This window comes from Mycobacterium paragordonae (assembly GCF_003614435.1).
GTDB lineage: Bacteria > Actinomycetota > Actinomycetes > Mycobacteriales > Mycobacteriaceae > Mycobacterium > Mycobacterium paragordonae.
The window spans coordinates 4,012,229-4,034,643 of record NZ_CP025546.1 but is presented as its reverse complement, the minus strand read 5'-3'; the positions used below and the strand labels follow the sequence as shown (position 1 = coordinate 4,034,643).

Genomic DNA, 22,415 nt, shown 5'->3' with positions numbered 1-22,415 from the left:
GCGCAGAGGTTACGTACCACAGCGGCCGCAACAGCACCCGGGTGACCGCCGGGCCCTATTGTGAAGCCATGGCCCGCAAGATCGTAACTGGTCCGCCGCCGATGCTGAATGGGCTGTACCGACGGCGGGTGCAGCAGATCAGCGGATGCCGTCGATGACACAGCAATCACCTGCCGGTTACCCGGGCGAAACGCTGGGCCTGCCGCGCACCGGCCCGCGTTCGGTGGCACCGATGGGCCGCCGCCTGGCGGCGTTGCTGATCGACTGGCTCATCGCGGGCGGGCTGGCGCTGCTGGCGCTGACATTCGGCGCGATCTCCGACACGTTGTTGTCGACGGTCCAGGCCGTGGTGTGGCTGGTGATCGGCGCGGTGTCGGTGCGACTGTTCGGATTCTCGCCGGGGCAACTGGCGCTGCGGTTGCAGGTGGCGGCGGTGGACGGCCGGCTGCCGATCGGCATCGGCCGCACCCTGGCGCGCGGCTTGCTGATCTTCCTGGTGATCCCGCCGCTGTTCACCGATTCGGACGGGCGAGGCCTGCAGGATCGGCTGACCAGGACCGCGGTGCTCCGCCGCTGAGGCTCACCCGTTGGCGCCGGCGCTGCCGGATGTGCCCGGCAGCGCGCTGCCCTGGCCACCAGCACCCCCGGTGCCGCCGCCGGCGCCCGCGTTGAGACCACCGCTGCCGCCGTTGCCACCGAAACCGATGCCCGAGGCGGCGCGACCGCCGTTGCCGCCGTTGCCGCCCTTGATGACGCCGTTGTCGCCGGCATAGCCGTCACCACCAGCACCGCCGTTACCGAACCACATCCCGGCGTTTCCGCCGTTGCCACCGGCACCGCCGAGTTGGCCGCCACCGCCGCCGTCACCGCCGTTGCCCCACAGCACGCCGCCGTTGCCGCCGCTGCCACCGTGGGCGCCGCCCTTGAAGCCGAAGCCGCCCAGCCCGCCGTTGCCGCCGTTGCCGATGATCCCGACCGCGCTGCCGCCGTCACCGCCCACCCCGCCGAACCCGGCCACGCCGCCGCCAAGTCCGCCCAGTCCGCCGTTGCCGCCGAAGCCGAACAGGAGACCGCTGGTGCCGCCGTTGCCGCCGGCCCCGCCGCTGCCGAACACGCCGTAACCGCCCACCCCGCCGGCTCCGCCGTTGCCGACGAGCGCGACGGAGTTGCCGCCGCTGCCGCCGGCCCCGCCGGTGCCGCCGGCGGCGATGGCGGTGCCGCCGTTGCCGGCCAGCCCGCCATTGCCGAACAGGCGCCCGCTGACGCCACCGCCGCCGCCGGCGCCGCCCGTTCCGTTCGTAGTGGCGCCGCCGGCGCCGCCGGCACCGCCATCACCGATGAGCCCCAGCACGCTGCCGCCGCGACCGCCGACGCCACCCGCGCCACCGAGGGTGTTGTACCCGCCGGCGGCCCCGGCGCCGCCGTTGCCGAACAGCAGGCCGCCGGTACCGCCGTTGCCACCGCCCGCCGCCTGGGCGACGGCTGAGGCGCTCTGCCCGCCGACGCCGCCCGCTCCACCGTCGCCGATCAGGCCGATCGCGTTTCCGCCGTTGCCGCCGACACCACCGACGCCCGCGGCACCCAGGCCACCGGCCCCGCCGTTGCCGCCGAAGCCGATCAGCAGGCCGCCGTTGCCGGCGCTGCCGCCGGCTCCACCGCTGCCCGCGACACCGTTGCCGCCGAGACCGCCGGCCCCGCCGTTGCCGATGACGGTGAGCGCGTTGCCACCGGCGCCACCGGAGCCGCCGGTGCCTCCGACAGCGGTCGCCATGCCGCCGTTTCCGCCGATTCCGCCGTTGCCCAGGAGATGTCCGCTGCCGCCGCCGGCACCGCCGGCTCCGGCCAAGCCGGTCGTGGTGTAGCCACCGGCGCCACCCGCGCCGCCGTCACCGATGAGGCCGAGCACGTTGCCACCGGCCCCACCCGCGCCCCCCGGGCCGCCGAAGATGTTGTATCCGCCCGCGCCACCGGCCCCGCCGTTGCCGAACAGCCAGCCGCCGGTGCCGCCACTACCACCTGCGGGTGCCGCCGCGGCCCCGTCGGCGGTTTGTCCGCCGTAGCCGCCCGCACCGCCGTTGCCGACGAGCCCGAAGACGTCGCCGCCGTGACCGCCGGCCCCGCCGACGCCGCTGGCGCCCACTCCGCCGGCCCCGCCGTTGCCGCCGACGCCGAACAGCAGGCCGCCGCTGCCGCCGGCGCCGCCTGCGCCACCGACATTGCCGAGTCCTCCGGTTCCACCCGCCCCGCCGGTGCCGATGAGCCCGATCGCGTTGCCGCCGGCGCCGCCGCTGCCGCCCGCCCCAGGCAGGCCCAGTCCACCGATGCCGCCGGATCCGCCGTTTCCGTAGAACCACCCGCCGGTGCCCCCGGCACCGCCATTCGCCCCGGTGCCGCCGGCGCCTCCGGACCCGCCGTTGCCGAACAGGCCGGCGGCGCCACCGCTGCCGCCGTTCTTGCCGGCCGCCCCAGAACCGCCGTTGCCGCCATTGCCGAAGAGCAGGCCACCAGCTCCGCCGTTCTGGCCGGTGCCCGGCAACCCGTTGGCGCCGTTGCCGATGAGCGGGCGGCCGAGCAGCGTCTGGGTGGGGGCGTTGACGGCGCCGAGCAGGTTCTGCTCGATCGTCTGCAATGAGGCGTTGACCGCGTCTGCGCTGCCGTAGGCGACTCCACCCGCAGTCAGGACCCGCACGAACTCGTCGTGGAATGCCGTTGCCTGGGCGCTGACGGCGCGATACATCTCGCCATGCCCGTTGAACAACGCCGCGACGGCCGCCGACACCTCGTCGGCGCCCGCGGCCAACAGCTCCGTGGTGGACGTCGTGGCCGCTGCGTTAGCCGCGCTGACCGCCGACCCGATGCCTGCCAGATTCGAAGCCGCCGCCGCCACGATCTCCGGCGACACGATCACAAACGACACTGCTGTCCTCCCACCGTCGGGACCCGCCTATCGACGAGTCGCTACGAATTGCCCGAAATAACAGGCGCAAACGTACGGGGAAATATGATGGGATTCACACATGTTTATCAAAACGTTATAAACAAAATATTTTGCGGAGCGGTCAATGTGAAGCGGCTATACAGAATGGCATTTATTGCTATTCGACGTGCTCTTTGTACATCGGCTTTACAAAGCCATGGCTGCAAAACCGGCGCTGAACATGCTGGCAGCGGCGCTACCCGGGCACTTGTCACTTTCGGTGAGTGCCCATTGGGTCAAGCGGCCGAATTTCAGGGAAATGCTGCGGATTGAATTCAAAAACCCAATTGCCGGGGGTCGTAGCGACCCGGTGGTGATTACCGGCGGCGCACGGTGCGCTGCACTCCGCGCATCTTTCCGGAGTTGGGTAGCGGCCCTTTAGGCATCATGGCGGCCCCGGCCCGCGAACCGAGGGCGGCCAGCCGTGATTCCAGCGTGTCCATCTGCTTGACGGTGATGTTGGCCGGTAGGCGATTCAGGTGACGCTCCAGCTTGGCCAACGCGACCTCGCCGTCACCGTTGCCGACAATGATGTCGTAGATCGGGACTTCTCCGACCACCCGGGCCGTGCGCTTCTTCTCCTGCGCGAGCAGCGGTTTGACGCGCGTCGCCGAACCCTCACCGACCAGAATGACGCCGGGCCGGCCGATCACCCGGTGCACCGCATCGAAATGTCCGGTTGCGGCCACCCCGGGGGTCACCCGCCACTTACCCCGCAGGTTGTCCAGCACCCAGGCCGCGGCGCCGGTCTGACCCTCGGCCTGTTGAAAGACGCTGCGCTGGGCCCGGCGGCCGAAGATGATGAACGCCACCAGCGCGCCCAGCAGCAGACCGATCGGGATCATCATGATCATGGTCAGCCCGCCGGCCCACACCCCGACCGCGACGCTGACGGCCACGATCAGCACGAACGCGCCGATCATGTACGGCAGCAGACGCTTGTCCTGCTTGCGCTGCATGTTGAACGCCTGCCACAGCTGAGCCCGGCGTTGTTTGGAAGCAGCCTTGCGGGCGGCCGCCGCCTCGGCCTTGGCGGCCTTGTTCTCAGCAGCAGTTCGGGATTTCGCCATAGTCACTAAGGATACGTACGCGCCGGTTAACCGGACGCCGAGGTTCGCGCCACGCGGGCCTGCTCGTAGAGCCGGCCGGCCCGGTAGGAAGAGCGAACCAATGGCCCGGCCAGGACCCCGGCAAAGCCCACTCCTTCGGCGAACCGGGCGAACTCGACGAACTCGTCCGGGGTCACCCAGCGTTCCACCGGGTGGTGACGGGCGGTGGGCCGCAGGTACTGGGTGATGGTGACGATGTCGCAGCCGGCCGCATGCAGATCGGCCAGCGCGGTGTGCACCTCGTCGGGAGTCTCGCCCAGGCCGAGGATGAGGTTGCTCTTGGTGACCAGGCCGAAGTCGCGTGCCGCGGTGAGCACATCGAGACTGCGCTGGTAGGTGAAGGCCGGGCGGATCCGCTTGAAGATGCGCGGCACGGTTTCGACGTTGTGCGCCAACACTTCCGGACGGGACTCGAAGACCTCGGTGAGCCGGTCGGGCTCACCGTTGAAATCCGGAACCAACAGTTCGACGCCCGTCGACGGGTTGAGCTCCTTGATGGCCCGCACCGTTTCGGCGTACAGCCAGGCGCCGCCGTCGGGCAGGTCATCGCGGGCGACGCCGGTAATCGTGGCGTAGCGCAGTCCCATGGTCTGCACGCTCTCGGCCACCCGGCGCGGCTCGTCGCGATCGAGTTCGGCGGGCTTGCCGGTGTCGATCTGGCAGAAGTCGCACCGCCGGGTGCACTGGTCGCCGCCGATCAGAAACGTCGCCTCCCGGTCCTCCCAGCATTCGAAGATGTTGGGGCAGCCGGCCTCTTCGCAGACGGTGTGCAGGCCCTCGCGCCGGACCAGGCTCTTGAGCTCGGTGTACTCCGGTCCCATCTTGGCCCGGGTCTTGATCCACGGCGGCTTGCGCTCGATCGGAGTCTGGGCGTTGCGCACCTCGAGGCGCAGCAGCTTCCGACCCTGAGGAGCGACAGTCACGTAGTCGATGCTACGCGGCCGGCCAAGTGATCCCGTACCGGCAGCAACCCGTCCAGAGCCTCACACACGGCGATAGCCACAGCGGTTCTGACGTCATCCGGGGCGATGCGCCGGCCCAGTTCGGCGGACAACGAGGTGACCCCGGCGTCGGTGATGCCGCACGGGACGATCGTGGTGAAGGACGCCAGGTCGCAGTCGCAGTTCAGGGCGAACCCGTGCAGCGTCGTCGAACGCGCCACCCGAACCCCGATCGCGGCGATCTTGCGGGCGGGCCCGCCCGGAACCCAGACCCCGGACCGTCCGTCCACCCGCCCGGTTTCCAGGCCGACATCGGCACACACCTGGATGAGCGCCTCCTCGAGGACTCGCACGTAGTTCACCACGTCGAGCGGTTCGGCCAGCCCGATGATCGGATAGCCGACCAGCTGTCCGGGGCCGTGCCAGGTGATCTTGCCGCCGCGATCGGTGTCGACGACGGGAGTGCCGTCCTGCGGCCGTTCGTGCGGTTCGGTGCGCCGGCCGGCGGTGTAAACGGCGGGATGCTCCAGCAGCAGCAGGGTGTCGGGTCCGCCCGCGACCCGGGCGTCGGCCAGCTCGCGCTGCAACTGCCAGGCGTCGCGGTAGTCGATCGTGCCGAGCTGCCGCACATCGATCGGGGCGGCACTGGACCGGATTGAACCCGTCACCTCAGCGACGTTACGCCAGGCGCCCGCCCAACGGCTCTACCAGCCGCTAATCTGCCTGCCATGAATCTGCTGCAGATCGTGGACCACGTCGGCTCGGCCATCGATGTCGCAGGTGTCTCGGTGATCGTGATCGGCTGCGTGATCGCCTGTTCGCTGTTCCTCACCCGTGTCGCGCGCGAGCCCGGCCAGGCTTACCGCGACCTGCGCAACAACCTCGGACGTGCGATCTTGATCGGCCTGGAATTCCTGGTCGCAGGCGACATCGTGAAGACGATCGTCGTCACGCCCAACACGCAGCACGTCGCCGCACTGGCCGGCGTCGTGGCCATCCGGACCTTCCTCAGCCTCTCACTGACCGTAGAGATGACCGGCAAATGGCCCTGGCGGGAAGCGGATTCGAAGGCGCAGGCCGGCTAGCCCGCGGCTTCGTTCACAGCTCCCCGCTGCCCTGACTGAGCACGGTCGCGGGGTCTTCGTTCTTCAGGGTCTCCTTGACGGCGTCCATCTTGTGCATGATGTTGCGCGCCCTGGTCAGGATCGCCTCGGCCTGCGCACCCGGGATCACCACGGCCGTAGAGCCTTTCGCGAAGATGACATCACCGGGCACGACGGTGACCCCGCCGACGGCGATCGGAACGTCGGCCAGGTAGGGCTGGATCTCGTTGCCGCCGGCGCGCACGGTTTCCCCACGGCTGTAGGTGGCGAACCGGTACGTATTGAGTTCTTCGTAGTCGCGCAGCATGCCGTCGGCGAGAATGCCTGCCATCCCAAGGTTTTCCACCCTGCTGAGCTTGGTGCCACCGCCCAGGGAGGTGTGCGGGTAGCCGTTGGACGCCATCACCAGTACGGCGCCGGCGGGGTCATGCGTGCCAACGGCCCGGTAGATGGCCGGGCCGAGGCTGTGCTTCTCCGGATCCATCAGGTCCTTGCGCACGGGAAGATATGAAATCGTCAGGGCCGGGCCGATGAGGACGCGGCTCGGATCCGGGCTGTCCAGTTCGATGATGTGTGCGCGGTGCTGGTGCGTCATCGTCATCGCGTCGACCACATCGGCGACACCGAGACCCGCGACCAACTCGGCCAGTCCCATAACACCGACCTTTCTCGTTGACTGACAAAGCTTTTCGAAACGATCGATCAATCCGGCATGTTTTCGCGCAGGTAGCCGATGGCAAGCTTCATCGCGGCGGCCTTGACTTCGTTGCGCTGCATCATGATTGCGTTGTGCCGTGCGATGTTGATGGTGTACGGGTTGTCCCGCAGCAGCTTCGCACCGAAGAGCAGGTTGAGCGCCGTCAGTTCGGCGTTGCGCCGCACGTAGGGCGACAGTTCGCCACCTGCTTCGATATAGCTCGCACCCGGCCCGGCATCGCCCACCCAGTAGAGGTCGGTGTTGGGTGGCACCGTCACCCCGAAGTGCAGCAGGTTCGCGAAGGTATTGGCGACGCAGTCATGGCTGCCGTCCTCGTTGCCGGTGACCACGCACCCGGCGACCGTTCCGTAGAGCGGAAACTGACCGGTGCGCTCGCACATCACCGTCTTAGTGGTGCCGTCCAGACGTTCGATAACCCGCTGCATCACCGACGAGCGCACCCCCATCCAGATGGGCATGGCGGGCACGATGATGTTGCAGCGCTTGACTTTTTCCAGAATGACCGGCCACTCGTCGCCGTCGCCTTCATCGTTGCCGATGCCGGGCTTCACGTCGTAATCGACGACGCGGACGATCTCTGTTTCTATGTCCGGTTCGTGGGCCCGCAGTCTTTCGATGAGCAAATTGCACAGCGCCTCGGTATTGGAAACCTCCGGCCCCTTCTTCAGGGTGCAGTTGAGGAAGAGTGCGTAGAGCGGCCCCTCCTTTTTCACGTCATGAAAAACCGAGGCAGTCACTGGTCTCCATTGGTCTCACTTGGTCCGTAGCTCCGAGGCGTCGGCTGATACACGCCGGAAAGGAAGATACCGCAGAAGCCGCTGGTGCGAAATGGGTTCGGCGCGGGTAGTTAATCCTGCTCGCGACGGGCCGTGGCGTAAGCGAGTGCCTCGCCAATCGTGTTGTGGTGGAACTGAAAACCCGCCTGCTCCAAGGCCGTCGGAATGGCGCGTTGGCCCGTGAGCAGACCCTCGTCGGCGAATTCCCCCAGCGCCGCGCGCACCGCGAAACCGGGCACGGCCATCGGCGTCGGGCGATTGACCGCACGGCCGAAGGCGGTGGTGAACTCGGCGTTGGTCACCGGCGCCGGTCCGGTCAGGTTCACCGGGCCGGACAACGTCGGGTGGGAGATGGCGAACAGCAGCGCGCGGACCTCGTCTTCCAGACTGATCCACGACATGTACTGACGACCACTGCCCAGCCGGGCGCCGAGGCCGACCGAGAACACCGGTCGCATCATTCGCAGTGCGCCGCCCGAGGGGGCGAGCACCAAACCGGTGCGGGCCAGCACCACGCGGACACCCTCGTACTGGGCCGGCAGGGTGGCGGCCTCCCAGTCCACACAGAGTTGAGCGAGGAACCCCCGACCGGCGGCATCGGATTCGTCGACCACGCGGTCTCTGGTGTGGCCGTAGTAGCCCACCGCGCTGGCGTTGATCAGTGTGCCGACCCCCGCGTCGGCGACGGCGGCGGCCAGCACTTCCGTCGGCGCGAGCCGGCTGTCGCGCAGGCTCTGTTTGAACGCGCCCGACCAGCGGCGCTGGCCGATGTTGACGCCGCACAGGTTGACCACCACGTCGACGTCGGTGAGCGCGTCCGGATCGAATTCACCGCTCTCCGGATTCCAGTGCAGCTCTTCGGAATTCGCCGGGGTGCGACGCACGATGCGCAGAACGTCGTGGTCGGCCGCGCGCAGCGCCGCGGTCAGCGCCGAACCGATCAAGCCAGACGAACCCGCAATCGCGATCACCGCTTTGGCCACGGTTCGGGAGTCCTCCTTACAGCCCCAGGTCGGCCTCGAAGGCTCCCTCTTCGAGTCGGTGCTTGATCGTGGTCACAAAGCGTCCGGCGTCCGCACCGTCGATGAGTCGGTGGTCATAGGTCAGCGGCAGGTAGCTGACCGACCGGACTCCGATGGACTCGTTGCCGAGTTCGTCGACGATCACCCGGGGGCGTTTGACGATGGCCCCGGTGCCCAGCATGGCCGCCTGCGGCGGCACCAGGATTGGGGTGTCGAACAGTGCGCCCTGGCTGCCGATGTTGGTGATGGTGAACGTGCCGCCGGACAGCTCGTCGGGCTTGAGGTTGCCGGTGCGTGCGCGGTTGGCGATGTCGGCGATCGCGCGCGCCAAGCCGGCCAGGGACAAATCGCCGGCGTTGTGGATGACGGGGGAGAGGAGGCCCTGCTCGGTGTCGACGGCGAACCCGAGGTGCTCGGCGTCGTAGTAGGTGATCTCCTTGGTTTCCTCGTTGTAGCTGGCGTTGACGTTCGGGTGGATCTTGAGGGCATCGATCACCGCCCGCGCGATGAACGGCAGGAAGGTCAGGTTCACCCCTTCCCGCTCGGCGAACGCCGCCTTCGCCCGGTTGCGCAGCGCCACGATCTTGGTCATGTCGACCTCGTGGGTCTGGGTGAGCTGGGCGGTGGCCTGCAGAGACTCGCGCGTCTTGGCAGCGGTGATCTGCCGGATCCGGCTGGCCTTCTGCTTGGTTCCGCGCAGGTGTGCCAGCGATGGGGCCGGAGCGGCCGCGGCCGCGGGCTTGGCCGCGGGAGCCGCAGGCTGGGCGGCCGGCTTGGCTTCTTCCTTGGGTTGCTGCTTCTTCTCCGCTTCCCTTTCAGCAAAAGCCAGCACGTCCTGCTTGCGGATCCGGCCGCCGACGCCGGTGCCGGTCACCTCGGCCAGGTCGACGTTGTGTTCGGTGGCCAGTTTGCGCACCAGCGGCGTCACGTAGGGGCCGCCGTCAGACGAAGACTCGGGTTCTGGCTCCGGCTTGGGTTCCTTCTTGGGCTCGGGTTTGGGTTCTTCCTTGGGCTCCGGCTTGGGTTCGGGTTCCTTCTTGGCCGCGGGCTCGGGTTCTGGCTCCGGCTCCGGCTCGGGTTCGGGTTCTGGTTCGGCCGCCGCCTTTTCCTCGCTGGGCTGGGCTTTCGGCTTGGTGGTCGAGGCGGAGCCGGAATCGGAACTGCCGACCTTGGCCAGTTCGCCGCCGACCTGAACCACGTCGTCTTCCTCGGCGGTGATGCTCACCAGCACGCCCGCCACGGGTGAGGGGATCTCGGTGTCCACCTTGTCGGTGGACACTTCCACCAGCGGCTCGTCCACCTGGACCGAGTCGCCGACCTTCTTCAGCCACCGCGTCACGGTGCCCTCGGTCACCGACTCGCCCAACTCCGGCATCAACACCGGCGTCGCGTCGCCGCCGCCGCCCGACTTCTCCTGCTCGGGTTCGGGCTCGGGCTCCTCCTGCGCCGACTCCTCGGCTGCGGAAGACTCCTCGGGCTCCTCCTGCGACTCTTCCTGGGCCGGCTCCGAGGAGTCCTGGCCGGCGTCTTGACCGCCGTCCTGGCTGGAGTCCTGCCCAGAATCATCGCCCGGGTCGCCGATGACGGCCAGATCGCCGCCGACCTCTACCGTGTCGTCTTCCTGGGCGATGATCTTGGTGAGCACGCCGGCGGCCGGCGACGGGATCTCGGTGTCAACCTTGTCGGTCGAGACCTCGACGAGTGGCTCGTCGACTTCGACCGTGTCGCCTTCCTGCTTGAGCCAGCGGGTGACCGTTCCCTCGGTGACGCTCTCACCAAGTGCCGGCATCTGGACGGAGAAGGCCATCTGAGTTGACTCCTCGAACGGTCGTCGGATCGGCGCAGGTCGACCTCTGGCTTACCACACCGTCAGGAACCGGGTGGGCAACCCATGTCGAGGTCAAAACTTATCCTTTCACTCTGCCACCGGCCACCCACATTCAGGGCGCGGCGACTTCGAGTGCGTGTCGCGACAGTCGCTCTTGCTACGGTGTGGCCACTGGTTCCCGAGGACAAGTCGCAGGTGGCGGAGGTTTGATGCCGGCAACACAACATGCACCCCAGCAGTTCGTCGACAGCGCGGACGGTGTCCGGATCGCCGTCTACGAGGAGGGCAACCGCGAGGGACCGACGGTCGTGCTGATGCACGGCTGGCCGGACTCACATGTGTTGTGGGACGGCGTTGTTCCGTTGCTGGCGCAGCGATTTCGGGTCCTGCGGTTCGACAATCGCGGTGTCGGTATGTCGTCGGCGCCCAAACCGGTGTCCGCGTACAGCACCGCCCGGATGGCTGACGACTTCGCTGCCGTGATCAGCGAGCTGAGCCCCGGCCAGCCGGTCCACGTGCTGGCCCACGACTGGGGTTCGGTGGCGGTGTGGGAGTACCTCAGCCGGCCCGGCGCTTCGGACCGGGTGGCGTCGTTCACCTCGGTGTCCGGCCCGGCCCAGGATCAGCTGGTCGGATTCATCTTCGGTGCCCTGCGCCAGCCGTGGCGGGTCCGCAAACTCGCTCAGGCGATCAGCCAGGTCCTCCGGCTGACCTACATGGCCTTCTTCTCGGTCCCGTTGCTGGCGCCGCTGCTGCTGCGGCTGGCGCTGTCGAGTGCCGCGGTGCGGCGCAGCATCGTCGACAACATCCCGGTCGAGCAGATTCGCCACTCCGACAAGTTGCCCAGCGACGCGGCGACCTCGGTGAAGACCTATCCCGCCAATTATTGGCGCTCGTTTTCCGGCAAATTCCGCCGTCAGGGTGTGCGCGTCATCGACACGCCGGTGCAGCTCATCGTCAACACGAAGGACAAGTACGTGCGGCCGCACGGCTACGACGAGACCGCCCGCTGGGTGCCGCGGCTGTGGCGTCGCGACATCCGGGCCGGCCATTTCTCGCCGATGTCGCACCCGCAGGTGATGGCCGCCGCGGTGCACGACTTCGCGGACCTGACCGAGGGTAAGCAGCCGAGCCGGGCGATGTTGCGGGCGCAGGTGGGCCGCCCCCGCGGCTACTTCGGCGACACGCTGGTATCGGTGACCGGGGCGGGCAGCGGCATCGGCCGCGAAACCGCGCTCGCATTCTCGCGCGAGGGCGCCGAGTTGGTGATCAGCGACATCGACGAGGCGACCGTTAAGGAGACCGCCGCGCAGATCGCCGCGCGCGGCGGGGTCGCCCACTCCTACGTGCTGGACGTCTCCGACACCGACGCCGTCGAGTCATTCGCCGAGCGGGTCTGTGCCGAGCACGGGCTGCCCGACATCGTCGTCAACAACGCCGGCATCGGCCAGGCGGGCGGATTCCTGGACACTCCGGCCGAGCAGTTCGACCGAGTGCTGGACGTCAACCTCGGCGGGGTCGTCAACGGTTGCCGTGCGTTCGGTAAGCGCCTGGTCGAGCGCGGCACCGGCGGGCACATCGTTAACGTGTCGTCGATGGCGGCCTACGCCCCGCTGCAGTCGCTCAACGCGTACTGCACCTCCAAGGCCGCGACGTTCATGTTCTCCGACTGCCTGCGGGCCGAACTCGATGCCGCCGACGTGGGTCTGACCACGATCTGCCCCGGGGTCATCGACACCAACATCATCGCGACCACGCAATTCCACGCCGGCACACCAGACGACGAGAAGGTCGACGGACGTCGGGGACAGTTGGACAAGATGTTCGACCTGCGCAGCTACGGGCCGGACAAGGTGGCCAACGCGATCGTGTCCGCGGTCAAGAAGAACAAGCCGATCCGGCCGGTCACCTTCGAGGCCTACGCGCTCTACGGCGTGTCGCGCGTGCTGCCCCAGGCATTGCGCAGCACGGCGCGGATGAAGGTGATCTAGACGCCGGCCGGCGCGCCCCTGGTGCGCCGTACCAGCAGCGCCCCGGCGACACCGACGATGCCGATCACCGTTAACGGGATCGTCCACATCCGCCGGCTCGACACCGCGGAATCACACTGGGCGACGAAGTCGGTGTGGGGGATGATCTCGTTGAGGATCGGGATATTGGCGCCGTTACGGTTATTGGCGGCCCGGGCTGCGGAGAGGTCCGTGGCGAACCCGTTTCCGCAAGACACCGTTCCGCCGTTGCTGTTGGATACCTGGACCGGCACCAGCAAGCCAATGACGCCGGCTACCAAGAGCACGGCACTCACCGCGATGATTAACCGTCGTACAGTCACTTTTCGGCCTTTACCGAGGAGGATCTTGCTGCTGCTGTAGTAGCCGCGGCGGTTTCCAGCTAAACGCTGCGATGTTTGCCAGACCTCGTTTGCGGTACTTTCCGGCGGCCGGGGTACCCCGCGGTGGTGATTCCAACGTAGAGAGACAACGCGGGAAGGACTTGGCATGACTTTGACGAAGGAATTGACCACCATCCGAGACGTGTCGGCGTCCCGCCAGGCGGTGTGGGACGTGATCGCCAACGGCTGGACGTACACGCAATGGGTGGTCGGCAACAGCCGGACTCGCGCCGTCGACTCGAACTGGCCGGAGCCCGGCTCGGCCATCAAGCACTCGGTCGGGGTGTGGCCGCTGGTGATCAACGACAAGACGGAGGTCGAAAGCTGCACGCCGGGTGAGGAACTGGTGTTGAAGGCCCGCGTCGGGCTGTTCGGCGCAGCCCGAATCACACTGCGGCTCAGCGATATTCCGGATGGTTGCCGGATCGAGATGATCGAGGTGCCGGTCACCGGGCCGGCCAGCCTGCTGCCCGACCGGATGGCCCTGGCGGCTGTCTATCCGCGCAATCGTGAGTGCCTGTGGCGCCTCGCGGCGTTGGCCGAACGCCTCAAGACCAGCCAGGTCAATTAGCCGTGACGCGGCTGATGCGGGCGGCTCGGTGCACGGCGCCTGCGGCCGCAACGCGGCCAACGCGGCGCTGGCGGCCGACGTCTGGCACGGGTGGGCCCGTCGCCAGGCGAAGCGGGTCGTGCGGTCGCTGCTGGCGAGTCGACGCGCTTTACCCGTTGCTGACGATGTCCTCGAGCACGGCGAACATGGTGCGGGTCGGGACGCCGGTTGCGCCTTTGGGCGTGCATCCCCACGGGCTACCGGTGTTGTAGGCCGGACCGGCCACGTCGATGTGCGCCCACTGGACCGCGTCGGCGACGAACTCCCGCAGGAATACCCCGGCCACCAACATGCCCGCGAACCGTTGTCCGCTGACGTTGGACAGGTCGGCCACCGTCGACTTCAGGTCGTCCTTGAGCTCGTCGGGCAGCGGCATCGGCCAACCGTTTTCGCCCACCCGCTGTGAGATCACGGCGACGCGGTCGCGGAACTCGTCGCTGCCCATCACCCCCGGGATACGGGCACCAAGGGCCACCGTCTGCGCGCCGGTCAGGGTGGATGTCTCGATCAGATAGTCGGGATTGTCCTCACACGCCCGGACAATGGCGTCGGCCAGGATGAGCCGGCCCTCGGCATCGGTGTTCTGCACCTCGACGGTGATGCCGCCGTACTGGGTCAGCACGTCGCCGGGGCGTTGCGCCGTGCCCGACGGCATGTTCTCGGCCATCGGCACCGTGGCGATGACATCGATCGGCAGCTGCAGCTGGGCGGCCAGCGTCACCGTCGCGATCACCGCGGCCGCCCCGCCCATGTCGGAGGTCATGTGGTGCATCGACGCGGCGGGCTTGATCGAGATCCCGCCGGTGTCGAAGGTGACGCCCTTGCCGACCAGGGCCACCTTCTTCGCCCGCTTCGGGTTCTTGGCCAGTCGCGAGCCTCGATGGATCAAGCGCACCAGCCGGGGCAACCTTGACGAACCCTGACCGACCGCGATGATTCCGCCGAAGCCCGCCTTCTTCAGCGCCTTATCGTCCAGCACCTCTACTTCCAGGCCCGCCGATTCGCCCAAAGCCTTTGCCCGCGCCGCGAATTCGGCTGGGAAAAGGTGGCTCGGCGGGGTGTTGACGAAATCGCGGGCGGTGGCCACCGCGGTCGCGACGGCCGTCCCGTATGCGCTCTGCTTCTTCGCGTCCCGAGCCGTCGACAGCACGGTGAGCTTGCGAAGCCCCGGGTCTTTGGGTGCGGTCTTGGCGCTGCGGAACGCGCTGAACCGGTAGCTGCCCAGGATGAGGCCCTCGACCGCGGCCGCACAGCTGCCATCACCCGGCAGTTCGGCCAGGGTGGTGATCACGGCGTCGGCGGTGCCGAGTGATCGCGCCGCGGCGCCGGAAGCCCTGCGGACCAGGTCACTCGGCCATTCGTCACGCTGCTTGCCCAGGCCGATCGTCAGCACGCTGGCCACCGGCAGCGACGACACCACCAGTCGGTGGACCTGCTCGCTCCCGCCGGTGGCGCCCAGCGCCTTCAGGCCGGCCTCGATTTCGGCCACCGCATCGGCCGGCAGCAACGCGGTACCGGCGGCGACGGTGGCGCCCGGTTCGTCCTTGCCGCCGGTCGATGCGACCGGTACCAGCAGAACCGAGGAACCCACACCGCGTTTGGGCAGGGATGTCGCGACGTTGACGGTGGGAGCCTGAAAGCCCGAAGAGGTGGTGGTCACGGCCAATAACCCTAGTCGGGCGACGATGCCGGATGAGTGAGCGGCCGGAGGTGAGGGCGCCTCCCAGCTCGGGGGAGAGTGCGGGTCGGGCGATGATGCGGGGCCGACGATGTGGCTACGTCGCGCACCGCAGACCGGCCGGGCCGACCTCTCCGCCGCCACCGGCGCGGAGTTCGAAAGCCGGCACCGGTTCGTCAAAGCCCTTCAACACCAGCGGGCCATGCGGTTTCGCGGGCCAATCCGGCAGCTGCTCGTGCAGCACCGCATCCGTCAGGATCTGGCCCGGGGCCGCAGCGGCCACCAGGCGCGCGGCCAGATTGACCGCATTGCCGAAGTAGTCGCCGTTGATCGCCAGGACGGTCCCGAAGGCAAGACCGGCGCGGACCTGCAGGCCCTCCGCGCGCGCCTGCGGGTGCTCGACGAGGTCAACCGCGGCCTGCGCCAATTGCTCGGGGGCCGCGCTCACCCACATCACCTCGTCGCCGATGAACTTCACGACCCGGCCGCCGTCGGCATGGACCACGTCCGACACCGCTCCGGCGAACTCGTTGAGCAACTCCGACAACTGGGCCGGGGTCAGCGCCTGGGTGAGCGCCGTGAAACCCGACAGATCGGCAAAACCGATGCCGCACACCACACTCGACGACGTGTCCCGGATGACACCCTCGAAGTGGGTCCGCGCGCTGGTCAAATGGTGGCGGTGGACGATGTCGATCAGCGCCCCGATCCGCGGGACGAACTCGGCGACGGAGCGGTAGGCCTGCGCGGTGGCGAACTCGTCCTTGGTGTGTGTCATCTGGATATCCGGGGTGCCGGCGCGGATCAGCGTCGACTCAGCCTCGGCGAGTCGGGCCATCGCGGCGCCGAGTACTCGCAGCAGGCCCAGTGCGCCCTCCTCGCCCACTACCGCCTTCAGTCCCACCCAGGTCGCCAGCGCATCGACGTCGGCCTGGCTGAGCGCCGGAACGTCGGGACCGGCGAAGGTCAGACCCAGCAGCCCCCAGGCGTGCGCGACCTGTTCGGCGGTCAATCCGAGTTGCTCGGCGGCCGCCGCCACGGTGTAGATCGGGGGGCCCGACCACTGCAGAACATCGCCGGCCAATCCGAACAGCCGGCCTCGCCGTTCGGCCTCCACCATCTGGCCGAGGGTGAAGCCGAGGTCGTCCAGATACTTGATCAGGTCGGCGCGCTCGCGCGGGTTGGCGATTCCGGCGGCCTCCATCGCATCCCAATCGAACACCTGCCCAAGTGTGCCAGCCGTCACGAGCATTAGGGTGACGCCCGTGACCGATGCGTCGGAGTTGCTCAAGGGACCACTGGAAGACCGCCATCGCGAACTCGGAGCGAGTTTCGCCGAGTTCGGCGGCTGGCTGATGCCGGTGTCGTACGCCGGTACCGTCGGCGAGCACAACGCAACCCGCAACGCCGTCGGTCTGTTCGACGTGAGCCACCTGGGTAAGGCACTGGTGCGCGGTCCGGGCGCCGCACAGTTCGTGAACTCCGCACTCACCAACGACCTACGCCGCATCGGTCCGGGCAAGGCGCAATACACGTTGTGCTGCAACGAATCCGGCGGCGTCATCGACGACCTCATCGCCTACTACGTCGACGACGACGAGATCTTCCTGGTACCCAATGCCGCGAACACGGCGGCGGTGGTGGAGGCGCTGCAGGCCGCGGCGCCAGCGGAGCTGACCATCACCAACCTGCACCGCGACTACGCCGTGCTCGCCGTCCAGGGACCCCGCTCCACCGAGGTGCTCAGCGCACTGGGGCTGCCGAGCGAGATGGATTACATGGGCTACGCGGACGCGACGTATTCGGGTGTGCCGGTTCGGGTTTGCCGCACCGGCTACACCGGCGAGCACGGGTATGAACTGCTGCCGCCGTGGGATTCGGCGGGAGTGGTGTTCGACGCGCTGGTGGCGGCGGTCGCTGACGCCGGCGGACAGCCCGCGGGTCTGGGCGCGCGCGACACCCTGCGCACCGAAATGGGATACCCGCTTCATGGTCATGAGCTGTCGCTGGACATCTCACCTCTGCAGGCTCGCTGCGGCTGGGCGATCGGCTGGAAGAAGGACGCGTTCTTCGGCCGTGACGCGCTGCTGGCCGAGAAGGAAGCCGGCCCGCGACGGCTCCTGCGCGGACTACGAACCACTGGCCGCGGGGTGCTGCGAGCAGGGCTGACGGTGCTCGACGGGGACAAGCCGGTGGGCACCACCACGTCGGGCACCTTTTCGCCGACTCTGCAGCTGGGTATCGCGCTGGCCCTCATCGACTCCGACGCCGGAGTGCAGGACGGCCAGCAAATCACCGTCGATGTCCGTGGTCGCGCCGTCGACTGTGAAGTGGTACGTACACCGTTTGTCGACCTGAAAACGCGTTAGCCGCCGATGCGCGTGGCAAAAACCCGTTCGCGCAAGGTTATAGAATCAGCCCCATGACCAGCGGCCCTCTCGAGTTCACGGTGTCACGCGCGGCGAACCCCGCCACCGAGGCCGAGCGGGTAGCGATTCTCGCGGACCCCGGTTTCGGCAAGTACCACACCGACCACATGGTCTCGATCGATTACACGGCGCCGGATTCGGGAGGCAAGGGTTGGCACAACGCGCGCGTCCTCGGATACGGCCCGATCGAGCTGGACCCGTCGGCCATCGTGTTGCACTACGCACAGGAAGTGTTCGAGGGGCTCAAGGCCTACCGGTGGGCCGACGGTTCCGTGGTCGCGTTCCGGGCCGACGCCAACGCTGCCCGGATGCGGTCGTCGGCGCGGCGGCTGGCGATGCCCGAACTCCCGGACGACCTGTTTCTCGAGTCGTTGCGCCAGCTCATCGCCGTCGACAATCAGTGGGTGCCCAGGGCCGGCGGCGAAGAGGCACTTTACTTGCGCCCCTTCATGATCGCCACCGAGCCCGGCCTGGGCGTGCGGCCGGCCAAGGAATACCGCTACCTGTTGATCGGTTCGCCGGCCGGTGCGTATTTCAAGGGCGGCATCAGTCCCGTCACGGTCTGGGTGTCGACCGAGTACGTGCGGGCCAGTCCGGGCGGTACCGGATCCGCCAAATTCGGGGGCAACTACGCGGCCTCGCTGCTCGCCCAGGCGCAGGCCGCCGAGCATGGCTGCGACCAGGTGGTGTGGCTGGACGGAGTGGAACGTCGCTACGTCGAAGAGATGGGTGGGATGAACCTGTTCTTCGTGCTCGGCAGCGGCGGCTCGGCACGGCTGGTCACCCCCGAGCTGTCCGGTTCGCTGCTGCCCGGCATCACCCGAGACTCGTTGTTGCAGTTGGCCATCGACGCCGGCTTCACGGTCGAGGAACGCAAGATCGACATCGAGGAGTGGGAGAAGAAGGCCGCCTCCGGTGAGATCACCGAAGTGTTCGCCTGCGGCACCGCGGCCGTCATCACCCCGGTCTCGCGGGTGAAGTTCGGCGACGGCGAGTTCACCATTGCCGACGGCGAATCCGGCGAGGTGACGATGGCGTTGCGCGACACATTGACCGGGATCCAGCGGGGCACGTTCGCCGACACGCACGGCTGGATGTCCCGACTGGGCTAGTACGCCCTGCCGAGCGTGCGGCCAGCTTCACGCTGGCGCCTCATTGTCAAGTGGTCAGTGCAACATGGCCTAGGCGGCTTGGTGGAGTAGGACGTAAAGGCGCTGGGCGGGGGTGTCGAGGTTGAGGGTGGGGCGGGGTCGGCGATTGAGGGTGTCTTGGATGTGTTTGAGGTCAGCTTTGGTGTAGCCGCTGAGGTCGCTGCCTTTTTGGAACCAAAACCGTAGGAGGCGGTTGGTGTTTTCGTTGCTGCCGCGCTGCCAGGGTGAGTGGGGGTTACAGAAATAGACCGGGGTCCCCAGCTGTAGCTGAATGTCGCGCCAGTTGGCCATTTCGCTGCCTCGGTCCCAGGTGATCGAGCGCCGCAGATGCTCGGGCAATTCTTTCATCGCCTCGATCATTGCGGTGGCGACGGTTTCGGCGCTGCGATCGCCAAGCAGGTGCAGCAAGATAGTGAATCGGGTGCTGCGCTCGACGAGGGTTCCGATAGCGCTGTTGTTGGGCCCCACAATCAGGTCGCCTTCCCAATGACCAGGCACCGCACGGTCGGCGACCTCGGCAGGGCGGTCGCTGATGGTGAATTCCTCACCGCTGCTGTAGACCCCACGGCTGGTGTTGCGACCGCGCGGTTTGCGGCTGGCTCGTTTGGTGGACAGGCATTTGTTGAGGTCAGCGCGCAAACTGCCACGGGTCTGCACATACAAGCATTGGTAGATGGTCTCGTGGCTCACCCTGGCCAGCTTGTCACCAGGATGATCACGAGCCAACACCTCAGCGATGAGCTTGGGGCTCCAACCTTGCTCCATCCAAGCCTCGATGGCCGCGCACAGTGGATGATCAACCAGTTTGAATCCCTTGGGCCGGCGCGCTCGTTCAGCAGCTCGAGCATGCGCCATCAACGCGTGATAATCCCCATCAGGCAAGCTGTTCCGCTCGAACTCACGACCGATCGTAGAGCGATGGCGCCCCAGACGCTGTCCGATCTGAGCAGCGCAGAGCCCTGCATCACGCAACCGCATGATCTCGATGCGTTCCTCGCCGCAGATCCTGCGACCCGGACCTCCCGGCCGCCTTGACCAATCACCTGGGTTTGCTAAACCGCAAGCATTCCTACCGCCATTGACGAGCTGCATCGCCCCAGCATCACGCCACCAAATCCACGCACGCGTTGTCGACACGCCCATCGCCTTGGCGGCACGGTGCACCGGCACACCGCCGCACACCCGATCAAAGAACTCCCGACGCACCCACTTCGAATGCGGATATCCACTCGGCATCGCAACCCCTAAATCCACGGATGTTGCACTGACCGTATGAATCCACCCGCACGAGCGTGAAGCCAGCTTCACGCTCGGCGCGAGCGGACCCGCCGTCAGAAGCGCACCAACCCGGCCAGCGTCACCGCGCACACCGTCGTGGTCAGCTCGATCGTGGCACCCAGCACGTCGCCGGTGATGCCGCCGAATCGGCGCACACAATGCCGCACCAGCACCGCCCCGCAGCACACCGCCAGCGCCGCGGCTGCCGGCCCCTGCCAGGGCCGCGGGCCGACCGGCACCGAGACGGCGAGCAGCACGGCCAGCCACGCCACCACCGCCCACACCGGCTGGGAACCCGCGACCTGGACGCCCAGTGTGCTGCCTTCGGCCGCCGGGACCGACCGCCGGCCGGCCAGCACCGCGCTGACCCGGCCGGCAAACACCGCCAGCACGATCGACGGCGCGCTCAGCGCGGTGAATGCGGCCGCTTGCAGAGCAATCACCAGCACGACGGCCGCAACCCCGAACGGCCCGGACGAGCCGTCCCGCATCACCGCCAGCGCTCGCTGCGGCGGCCCGTAGCAACCCAGCCCGTCGGCCGTGTCCGCGACGCCGTCAATGTGCAGTCCGCGGGTGGCCAGCAGCAGGACGGCCACCGCGAGCAGTCCCGGCAGCGCGCTGGAATGGCCGAACGCCGCCACGGCGCCCCACGTCACGGCCGCCGCCAGTACGCCGAGCGCGGCGCCGACCACCGGCAGCGCGGTCAGCGCACCGCGACCCATCGGGCCGGTCGCGGCGCCCGGAACCGGCAGCACGGTACCGAAGGCGAAAGCTGTTGTCAGTGAACGGATCACGCGGGGTCCGGCGGAGTGATCGCACCCGACACCCCGGCCTCGGTGAACGTCGACATCGAGGACAGGGTGGCGACCGCGGCCCGCAGCACCGGCAGTGCCACCGCGGCCCCGGTGCCCTCACCCAACCGCATGCGCAGGTCCACAATCGGCTCCAAGTCCAGGGCCGCCAGTGCCAGCGAGTGGCCGGGCTCGGTGGACCGGTGGCCGGCCTGCCACCACTGCCGTGCGCCCGGTGCCAGCCGTTCGGCGACCAGCGCCGCGGCCGTCACCGCCATGCCGTCCAGCAACACCGGCGTGCGCCGGATCGCGGCCTGCGCACAGAAGCCGGCCATCGCAGCAAAGTCCGCCCCGCCGCAGCTCCGCAGCAACGCCACCGGGTCGCCGGCGATCGGCTGCGCCCGGTACAGGGCGTCGCGGACCGCAGCCGTTTTGCGTGACCAGGCGGCGTCGTCGATCCCGGTCCCGAAACCGATCACCGCGACCGGTTCGGTGTTGGTCAGCGCCGCCACCAGGACCGCGGCCGGAGTGGTGTTGCCGATGCCCATGTCGCCGGCGATGAGCAGGTCGGCGCCGGCGTCGACCTCGTCGTCGGCGATCTGCTGCCCGGCCACGATCGCCCGCGCCGTCTCGTCTTCGGACAGCGCGTCCTCGACCGCGATGTCGCCGCTGCCGCGACGGACCTTGTCGCTGAACTTGGCCCCGAAGTTTTCCGAGGCCCCGATCAGATGCTCCTCGCAGTCCACGGCCAGGTCGACCACCCGCACCGTGACGCCGGCGACGTCAGCCAGCGCATTGATCGCCGCTCCGCCGGCCGCGATGTTGGCGACCATCTGCGCGGTCACCTCGGGCGGATACGCCGACACCCCGGACCGGGCCACACCGTGGTCGCCGGCGAAGACCACCACCCGCGCCCGGTCGAACTGCCGCGGCGGGCACTGGCCCTGACAGGCCGCGACCCAGACTGACAGGTCCTCGAGGCGGCCCAGCGCGCCCCGGGGCTTGGTCAACGTGTCCTGTCGGGCGCGGGCCGCGGCCTCGGCGTCCGCGTCGGGCGCCGAGACCGGCGCGAACCCGATCATGCCGGCGCCTTGATCATCAGCGGCTGCCCGGCGACCACCAGCACCACCTGCTCGCACAGGTCCGCGACCCGCTGGTTGAGGCTGCCCAGCTCGTCGGCGAACCGGCGCCCGGCTGCGGTGGCGGGCACGACCGTCAGCCCCACTTCCGGACTGACCAGCATCAGCGTCGACTCGAACGCGCGCACCGCGCGCAGCAGCTGTGCCACCGGTTCGTCCACGGAGCCGCCGTCCCAGCCCCGGTGGCGATCCAGCGCGCCGGTCAGCCAGGTGCCCAGGTCGTCGACCAGGGTCGGGACCGAGGGGGGCTGTTGCAGAACGCGGGCGACGTCGCCGGTCTCCTCCGTCGTCCAGTGCCCGGGACGACGGTCGCGATGCCTGGCGATCCGCGCCATCCAGTCCGGGTCGGCCCGGTCCAGCGAGCCCGCGGCTAGATAGCGGACCGGTTGATCTGGTGCCAGCGCGTTAGCGATTGCGTCCTCCGCCCATCGGGACTTGCCCGACCTGATGCCGCCGAGTACCAGCGTGCGCAC

21 protein-coding genes are annotated in these 22,415 nt (G+C 68.4%); 6 read left to right on the top strand and 15 right to left on the bottom strand.

Annotated features, from left to right (window positions below; translation table 11 throughout):
* Positions 1-154 precede the first annotated feature (154 nt).
* Positions 155-577 (top strand): RDD family protein, encoded by a 423-nt coding sequence (locus tag C0J29_RS18380; protein ID WP_065162507.1) that lies wholly within the window; start codon positions 155-157, stop codon positions 575-577.
* Between the two features lie 3 nt (positions 578-580).
* Here C0J29_RS18380 and C0J29_RS18375 read toward each other — a convergent pair whose 3' ends face one another.
* The 4 genes from C0J29_RS18375 to lipB all read right to left on the bottom strand — a co-directional run bounded on the left by C0J29_RS18375 (position 581) and on the right by lipB (position 5,695).
* Entirely contained in the window at positions 581-2,917 is a 2,337-nt protein-coding gene (locus C0J29_RS18375) for a PE family protein (protein WP_120793149.1), read from the bottom strand.
* Between the two features lie 377 nt (positions 2,918-3,294).
* Positions 3,295-4,047, bottom strand: coding sequence for a DUF4191 domain-containing protein (locus tag C0J29_RS18370; RefSeq protein ID WP_065043711.1), 753 nt, complete (start codon positions 4,045-4,047; stop codon positions 3,295-3,297).
* Positions 4,048-4,073: 26 nt separating this feature from the next.
* Entirely contained in the window at positions 4,074-5,009 is a 936-nt protein-coding gene (gene lipA / locus C0J29_RS18365) for a lipoyl synthase (RefSeq protein ID WP_065043712.1), read from the bottom strand.
* Positions 5,006-5,695, bottom strand: a complete 690-nt coding sequence (gene lipB / locus C0J29_RS18360; RefSeq protein WP_120793148.1) for a lipoyl(octanoyl) transferase LipB — start codon at positions 5,693-5,695, stop codon at positions 5,006-5,008. The genes lipA and lipB overlap by 4 nt, the downstream gene beginning before the upstream one ends.
* Before the next feature lie 60 nt (positions 5,696-5,755).
* On the opposite strand from lipB, the gene C0J29_RS18355 reads away from it, so the two are divergent.
* Entirely contained in the window at positions 5,756-6,112 is a 357-nt protein-coding gene (locus C0J29_RS18355) for a DUF1622 domain-containing protein (RefSeq protein WP_065043714.1), read from the top strand.
* A 13-nt stretch (positions 6,113-6,125) separates the two neighbouring features.
* Here the strand turns inward: C0J29_RS18355 and C0J29_RS18350 are convergent, their stop codons facing one another.
* From C0J29_RS18350 to sucB, 4 genes are all read right to left on the bottom strand, one after another.
* Positions 6,126-6,785, bottom strand: coding sequence for an RraA family protein (locus C0J29_RS18350; protein ID WP_120793147.1), 660 nt, complete (start codon positions 6,783-6,785; stop codon positions 6,126-6,128).
* 47 nt (positions 6,786-6,832) lie between these two features.
* Positions 6,833-7,585: a flavodoxin family protein gene (locus C0J29_RS18345; protein ID WP_065043716.1), complete on the bottom strand. Its 753-nt coding sequence runs from the start codon at positions 7,583-7,585 to the stop codon at positions 6,833-6,835.
* A 110-nt stretch (positions 7,586-7,695) separates the two neighbouring features.
* The gene (locus C0J29_RS18340; protein WP_065043717.1) at positions 7,696-8,607 is read right to left on the bottom strand and encodes a TIGR01777 family oxidoreductase; all 912 of its coding nucleotides are present in this window, start codon (positions 8,605-8,607) and stop codon (positions 7,696-7,698) included.
* Between the two features lie 16 nt (positions 8,608-8,623).
* Positions 8,624-10,453, bottom strand: coding sequence for a 2-oxoglutarate dehydrogenase, E2 component, dihydrolipoamide succinyltransferase (gene sucB, locus C0J29_RS18335; RefSeq protein ID WP_120793146.1), 1,830 nt, complete (start codon positions 10,451-10,453; stop codon positions 8,624-8,626).
* 230 nt (positions 10,454-10,683) lie between these two features.
* On the opposite strand from sucB, the gene C0J29_RS18330 reads away from it, so the two are divergent.
* Positions 10,684-12,465: an SDR family oxidoreductase gene (locus tag C0J29_RS18330; protein ID WP_065043719.1), complete on the top strand. Its 1,782-nt coding sequence runs from the start codon at positions 10,684-10,686 to the stop codon at positions 12,463-12,465.
* Here the strand turns inward: C0J29_RS18330 and C0J29_RS18325 are convergent.
* Positions 12,462-12,806, bottom strand: a complete 345-nt coding sequence (locus C0J29_RS18325) for an aminopeptidase (RefSeq protein ID WP_065163906.1) — start codon at positions 12,804-12,806, stop codon at positions 12,462-12,464. The two genes, C0J29_RS18330 and C0J29_RS18325, sit on opposite strands and share 4 nt — an antisense overlap.
* Before the next feature lie 166 nt (positions 12,807-12,972).
* Here C0J29_RS18325 and C0J29_RS18320 point away from each other — a divergent pair, with 166 nt between their 5' ends.
* On the top strand, positions 12,973-13,437 hold the full coding sequence (locus C0J29_RS18320) for an SRPBCC family protein (RefSeq protein ID WP_120793145.1): 465 nt from the start codon (positions 12,973-12,975) through the stop codon (positions 13,435-13,437).
* Between the two features lie 148 nt (positions 13,438-13,585).
* On the opposite strand, the gene C0J29_RS18315 is transcribed toward C0J29_RS18320, so the two are convergent.
* Complete coding sequence (locus C0J29_RS18315) at positions 13,586-15,136, bottom strand: leucyl aminopeptidase (protein WP_371872408.1); 1,551 nt, start codon at positions 15,134-15,136, stop codon at positions 13,586-13,588.
* A gap of 115 nt (positions 15,137-15,251) precedes the next feature.
* A complete protein-coding gene (locus C0J29_RS18310; protein WP_120793143.1) occupies positions 15,252-16,406 on the bottom strand; it encodes an adenylate/guanylate cyclase domain-containing protein in 1,155 nt (384 codons plus the stop codon).
* Between the two features lie 13 nt (positions 16,407-16,419).
* On the opposite strand from C0J29_RS18310, the gene gcvT reads away from it, so the two are divergent.
* The gene (gcvT, locus tag C0J29_RS18305; RefSeq protein ID WP_120793142.1) at positions 16,420-17,523 is read left to right on the top strand and encodes a glycine cleavage system aminomethyltransferase GcvT; all 1,104 of its coding nucleotides are present in this window, start codon (positions 16,420-16,422) and stop codon (positions 17,521-17,523) included.
* A 53-nt stretch (positions 17,524-17,576) separates the two neighbouring features.
* Complete coding sequence (locus tag C0J29_RS18300; RefSeq protein WP_120793141.1) at positions 17,577-18,695, top strand: branched-chain amino acid aminotransferase; 1,119 nt, start codon at positions 17,577-17,579, stop codon at positions 18,693-18,695.
* Between the two features lie 69 nt (positions 18,696-18,764).
* Here the strand turns inward: C0J29_RS18300 and C0J29_RS18295 are convergent, their stop codons facing one another.
* From C0J29_RS18295 to C0J29_RS18280, 4 genes are all read right to left on the bottom strand, one after another.
* Positions 18,765-19,970, bottom strand: coding sequence for an IS30 family transposase (locus C0J29_RS18295; protein WP_065048717.1), 1,206 nt, complete (start codon positions 19,968-19,970; stop codon positions 18,765-18,767).
* 95 nt (positions 19,971-20,065) lie between these two features.
* Positions 20,066-20,806 (bottom strand): adenosylcobinamide-GDP ribazoletransferase, encoded by a 741-nt coding sequence (locus C0J29_RS18290; RefSeq protein WP_120793140.1) that lies wholly within the window; start codon positions 20,804-20,806, stop codon positions 20,066-20,068.
* Positions 20,803-21,885, bottom strand: coding sequence for a nicotinate-nucleotide--dimethylbenzimidazole phosphoribosyltransferase (cobT, locus tag C0J29_RS18285; RefSeq protein WP_120793139.1), 1,083 nt, complete (start codon positions 21,883-21,885; stop codon positions 20,803-20,805). The genes C0J29_RS18290 and cobT overlap by 4 nt, the downstream gene beginning before the upstream one ends.
* The gene (locus C0J29_RS18280) at positions 21,882-22,415 is read right to left on the bottom strand and encodes a bifunctional adenosylcobinamide kinase/adenosylcobinamide-phosphate guanylyltransferase (RefSeq protein WP_120793138.1); all 534 of its coding nucleotides are present in this window, start codon (positions 22,413-22,415) and stop codon (positions 21,882-21,884) included. The genes cobT and C0J29_RS18280 overlap by 4 nt, the downstream gene beginning before the upstream one ends.

What these genes read in the sequence shown, in the direction of transcription:
- C0J29_RS18295 (WP_065048717.1), bottom strand. Translation starts at nt 19,970, where the DNA reads ATGCCGAGTGGATATCCGCATTCGAAGTGGGTGCGTCGGGAGTTCTTT.
- C0J29_RS18330 (WP_065043719.1), top strand. Translation starts at nt 10,684, where the DNA reads ATGCCGGCAACACAACATGCACCCCAGCAGTTCGTCGACAGCGCGGAC.
- C0J29_RS18380 (WP_065162507.1), top strand. Translation starts at nt 155, where the DNA reads ATGACACAGCAATCACCTGCCGGTTACCCGGGCGAAACGCTGGGCCTG.
- cobT (WP_120793139.1), bottom strand. Translation starts at nt 21,885, where the DNA reads ATGATCGGGTTCGCGCCGGTCTCGGCGCCCGACGCGGACGCCGAGGCC.
- C0J29_RS18320 (WP_120793145.1), top strand. Translation starts at nt 12,973, where the DNA reads ATGACTTTGACGAAGGAATTGACCACCATCCGAGACGTGTCGGCGTCC.
- C0J29_RS18310 (WP_120793143.1), bottom strand. Translation starts at nt 16,406, where the DNA reads ATGCTCGTGACGGCTGGCACACTTGGGCAGGTGTTCGATTGGGATGCG.
- C0J29_RS18370 (WP_065043711.1), bottom strand. Translation starts at nt 4,047, where the DNA reads ATGGCGAAATCCCGAACTGCTGCTGAGAACAAGGCCGCCAAGGCCGAG.
- C0J29_RS18355 (WP_065043714.1), top strand. Translation starts at nt 5,756, where the DNA reads ATGAATCTGCTGCAGATCGTGGACCACGTCGGCTCGGCCATCGATGTC.
- C0J29_RS18300 (WP_120793141.1), top strand. Translation starts at nt 17,577, where the DNA reads ATGACCAGCGGCCCTCTCGAGTTCACGGTGTCACGCGCGGCGAACCCC.
- C0J29_RS18350 (WP_120793147.1), bottom strand. Translation starts at nt 6,785, where the DNA reads ATGGGACTGGCCGAGTTGGTCGCGGGTCTCGGTGTCGCCGATGTGGTC.
- sucB (WP_120793146.1), bottom strand. Translation starts at nt 10,453, where the DNA reads ATGGCCTTCTCCGTCCAGATGCCGGCACTTGGTGAGAGCGTCACCGAG.